The following is a 3,789-nucleotide window of genomic DNA, read 5'->3' as shown; positions in this document are numbered from 1 at the left end:
AAGTTAAGGCAATGCTGATAGGCCTGATTAAAACACTTAGAAAATAAAGCTTTATGCCTTCGGCTTTTAGCTTTCAGCTTAAATGATATGAAATTATTTGACGTATACCCTATTAATCCCATAAATATAGTTAGAGGCCAGGGCAGCCTTGTTTATGACGCCCAGGATAATGAATACCTTGATATGTATGGTGGTCATGCCGTAATATCTATCGGCCATACCCACCCTCATTATGTAAAACGGTTGGAAGACCAGCTACATCAATTAGGCTTTTACTCCAACTCCATCGAAATCCCGATTCAAAAAGAACTGGCCCAAAAGTTAGGTAAAGTATCCGGTAAAGATGATTACCAGTTATTCCTATGTAACTCTGGTGCCGAGGCTAATGAAAATGCCTTAAAACTGGCATCCTTTTATAACGGTAAAAAGAAAGTTATCGCGTTTACAAAGGCATTTCATGGTCGCACATCTTTAGCAGTTGCCGTTACCGATAATCCAAAAATTGTTGCGCCTATTAACGAGACCGATAATGTGATCTTTTTACCATGGGCAGACGAAGCAGCTTTAGCGCAGGCATTTGCCGATAACGAAATTTCGTCTGTGATCATTGAAGGCATCCAGGGTGTTGGCGGGATCCAGGTGGCGCCGGAAAGTTTTCTGCAAAAGATCCGCTCCCTTTGCGATGAGCATAACGCTGTTTTTATTGCCGATTCGGTACAATGTGGTTACGGGCGTACAGGTAAATTCTTTTCACAGGATTTTGCCGGTGTTGATGCTGATATCTATTCTATGGCAAAAGGCATGGGTAATGGCTTCCCGGTTGGAGGAATCATTATCTCGCCAAAAATACAGCCAGCTTACGGTATGCTCGGTACAACTTTTGGTGGTAACCATTTGGCTTGCGCAGCCGGTTTAGCGGTACTTGAGGTAATGGAGCAGGATAACCTGATGCAAAATGCAGCAACAGTAGGCGAATACCTGATAAAAGAGCTTAAAAAGCTTGAACAAGTTAAAGAAGTTAGAGGCCGTGGTTTGATGATAGGTATTGAATTACCCCAGGAATTGGCTCATGCACGTAAAGAGCTGTTATTTAAACATAATATTTTTACTGGTGAAGCCAAACCAAACGTAGTAAGACTATTACCAGCCTTAAATTTGACCAAAGCCCACGCAGACAGGTTCCTCGAAGCTTTTGTAAATGTTTTAAATCAATAGATCGTAATATAAATTTTCCCGACCGATGAAACTATTTTCTTCTGTAAACGATGTTACCGATATCAATGCACTTGTAAAAGAGGCTTTGGCGCTTAAACAAAATCCTTATGCCCACCAGGATCTGGGTAAAAATAAAACACTGGCATTGGTGTTTTTAAATCCAAGTTTGCGTACCCGTATGAGCACTCAAAAAGCAGCCCTTAACCTGGGTATGAACGTGATGGTGCTTAATATTGATAAAGAAGGATGGGCATTGGAGTTACGCGATGGCGTGATTATGGACGGCACTACAGTAGAACATATCCGCGAAGCTGCCGGTGTAATGGGGCAATATGCCGATATTATTGGTGTACGTTCATTCCCGGGATTGCGGAACCGCGAGGAAGATTATAGCGAAATGATATTTAACAAGTTTGTGGAGTTTTGCAGAGTACCGGTAGTGAGCCTTGAATCGGCCACCCGTCACCCATTACAAAGCTTAGCAGATTTAGTCACAATAACAGAATTAAAAAATACCGAGCGCCCTAAGGTTGTATTAACCTGGGCGCCTCATATTAAACCCCTGCCACAAGCCGTTCCCAATTCATTTGCCGAGTGGATGTGCAAGGCTGATGTAGATTTCACCATAGTTCAGCCCAAAGGCTATGAACTTTGTGCCGATTTTACCCAAGGTGCCAAAATCACTTATGACCAGGATGAAGCATTKGCCGGCGCCGATTTTATCTACGTAAAAAACTGGTCGGCTTACGAGCCTTACGGTAACATACTGGGTAAAAACGAAGAATGGATGCTTACTAACGAAAAGCTGAAAGCAACCAATAATGCCAAAGTGATGCATTGCCTGCCAGTACGCCGTAACCTGGAATTATCTGATGAGATTTTGGATGGCCCAAATTCCATTGTTGTACATGAAGCTGGTAACCGGGTTTGGGCTGCGCAGGCAGTGTTGAAGCAAATGCTGGAAAGTTTGTAAATACACAGGATTTATACAGGTCTTGTTTCTTGAATCTTATATCCTGACTCTTTGCTATGTATATACCTTCTTTCAATAAATTTCCCGATGAGCAGGAAGCTATCAGCTTTATGCAACGATACAGCTTTGCTACTATAGTTACAGCCGATGATAATATACCGGTGGCTACACACCTCCCCTTTTTGATTGAGCTGCGCGATGATAAAATAGTTTTGCTCTCGCATTTTGCGAAGGCAAATCCGCAGGCATTGGATATAACTAATAAACCAATTTTAGTAATATTTACCGAACCTCACGCCTACATATCACCTACCAATTACGAAAAGGAAACCAACGTGCCTACCTGGAACTATTTAGCGGTGCATGCCTACGGCAAGGCAACACTCATCCCCGAAGGTGACGAAACTGCTGCGCTGCTTGCTAAAATGATAAGCAATTACGAACCGGCTTATCTTCAACAATGGAATGGCTTACCTGGTGAATACAAACAAAAAATGATGAAAGGCATAGTTGCGTTTGAAGTTGTGGTGGACGAGCTGCAGGCCAAACAGAAGCTCAGTCAAAACCGTTCGGCCTTAGAAAAAGAAAATATCATTAATTCTTTAGAGAAAAGTACAGATACCAACGAAAGTGAAATAGCTAAGTATATGTCGAAATTAAAATAGGTTAACCTATAAATTTCGACGCCTTGTTGATCATAGCGTTAAGCGTTAGCCCCTGTACAATTACCGAGAATATTACGATAAAGTAACTGCCGGATAAGATCAAATGGCGGTAAGGTGTTGCCGGCAATGTTAAAGYCAGCGCAATAGATATAGCCCCCCTTAAACCAGCCCATGTCATTACATTAATATTGCTGTAATTTACTTTTAAGGATTGGCGTAAAAAGGTTAATGGTAACATAATACTTAACCAACGGGCCAATAATATAAACACAATAGATATACTGCCTGTTACCCAGTAATTATTTACAAACGGTAAATTAATTAGCTGTAAACCTATCATTACAAACAGAATAGTATTCAGCATTTCATCAACCAGCTGCCAGAATTTCTCCAACGCTTCGTGCGATCTTTCTTTGTTATCCTGGTTTATGGAGTGGCTGCCTGCAAACAGGCCCGCGGTTACTATTGATAAAGGTATCGAGAAACTAAAAATAGTTGCCAGTACCGATAAGCCCATAACAAGTGCCAACGAGATTAATACGATGGTTTGAAAATCCTTAACCGATTTCATCAGCCGCTGGGCAAGGTAACCCATGAATGCACCGGCCAATATGCCCCCAAAAACCTCTTTAACTATTAGCATTAAAACCTTTGATGCCTCAATATTATCCTCTCCAACCTTTGTTATCTCCAAAATAATCACAAACAGGAGCAATCCTATGCCATCATTAAACAGCGATTCGCCCGAGATAATGGTTTCGAGGTGGGTAGGGAGCTTTGAATTTTTTACGATTGCTGATACCGCTATCGGATCTGTTGGTGAAACCAGTGCTCCAAACAAAAAGCAATACATGAGCGGCATATGGATATGAAAAAAAGGCGCCAGATAATATAAAAGGAACCCAAAAATAGTGGTAGATAGCTATACCCCCAATG

The 3,789-nt window shown here is 41.6% G+C and carries 4 protein-coding genes; 3 read left to right on the top strand and 1 reads right to left on the bottom strand.

Annotated features, from left to right (window positions below):
• Nucleotides 1–87: 87 nt before the first annotated feature.
• From AC1DPZ_RS23720 to AC1DPZ_RS23710, 3 genes are read left to right on the top strand one after another with little or no spacing between them, the layout of a single operon-like run.
• Nucleotides 88–1,215 carry an aspartate aminotransferase family protein gene (locus AC1DPZ_RS23720; RefSeq protein ID WP_477408115.1) on the top strand — a complete coding sequence of 376 codons (1,128 nt, stop codon included), beginning with the start codon at nucleotides 88–90 and terminating at the stop codon, nucleotides 1,213–1,215.
• A 25-nt stretch (nucleotides 1,216–1,240) separates the two neighbouring features.
• A complete protein-coding gene (locus AC1DPZ_RS23715) occupies nucleotides 1,241–2,188 on the top strand; it encodes an N-acetylornithine carbamoyltransferase (RefSeq protein ID WP_477408113.1) in 948 nt (315 codons plus the stop codon).
• Between the two features lie 56 nt (nucleotides 2,189–2,244).
• On the top strand, nucleotides 2,245–2,853 hold the full coding sequence (locus AC1DPZ_RS23710; protein ID WP_477408111.1) for an FMN-binding negative transcriptional regulator: 609 nt from the start codon (nucleotides 2,245–2,247) through the stop codon (nucleotides 2,851–2,853).
• 1 nt (nucleotide 2,854) lies between these two features.
• Here the strand turns inward: AC1DPZ_RS23710 and AC1DPZ_RS23705 are convergent, their stop codons facing one another.
• On the bottom strand, nucleotides 2,855–3,763 hold the full coding sequence (locus AC1DPZ_RS23705) for a cation:proton antiporter (protein ID WP_477408117.1): 909 nt from the start codon (nucleotides 3,761–3,763) through the stop codon (nucleotides 2,855–2,857).
• Nucleotides 3,764–3,789: the final 26 nt, after the last annotated feature.

The sequence above is a fragment of the Mucilaginibacter sp. P4_G9 genome (assembly GCF_056400985.1).
This window is presented reverse-complemented; position numbering and strand designations above follow the sequence as displayed.

Coding starts and splice junctions, on each gene's coding strand:
- AC1DPZ_RS23720 (WP_477408115.1), top strand. CDS start 88: ATGAAATTATTTGACGTATACCCTATTAATCCCATAAATATAGTTAGA.
- AC1DPZ_RS23710 (WP_477408111.1), top strand. CDS start 2,245: ATGTATATACCTTCTTTCAATAAATTTCCCGATGAGCAGGAAGCTATC.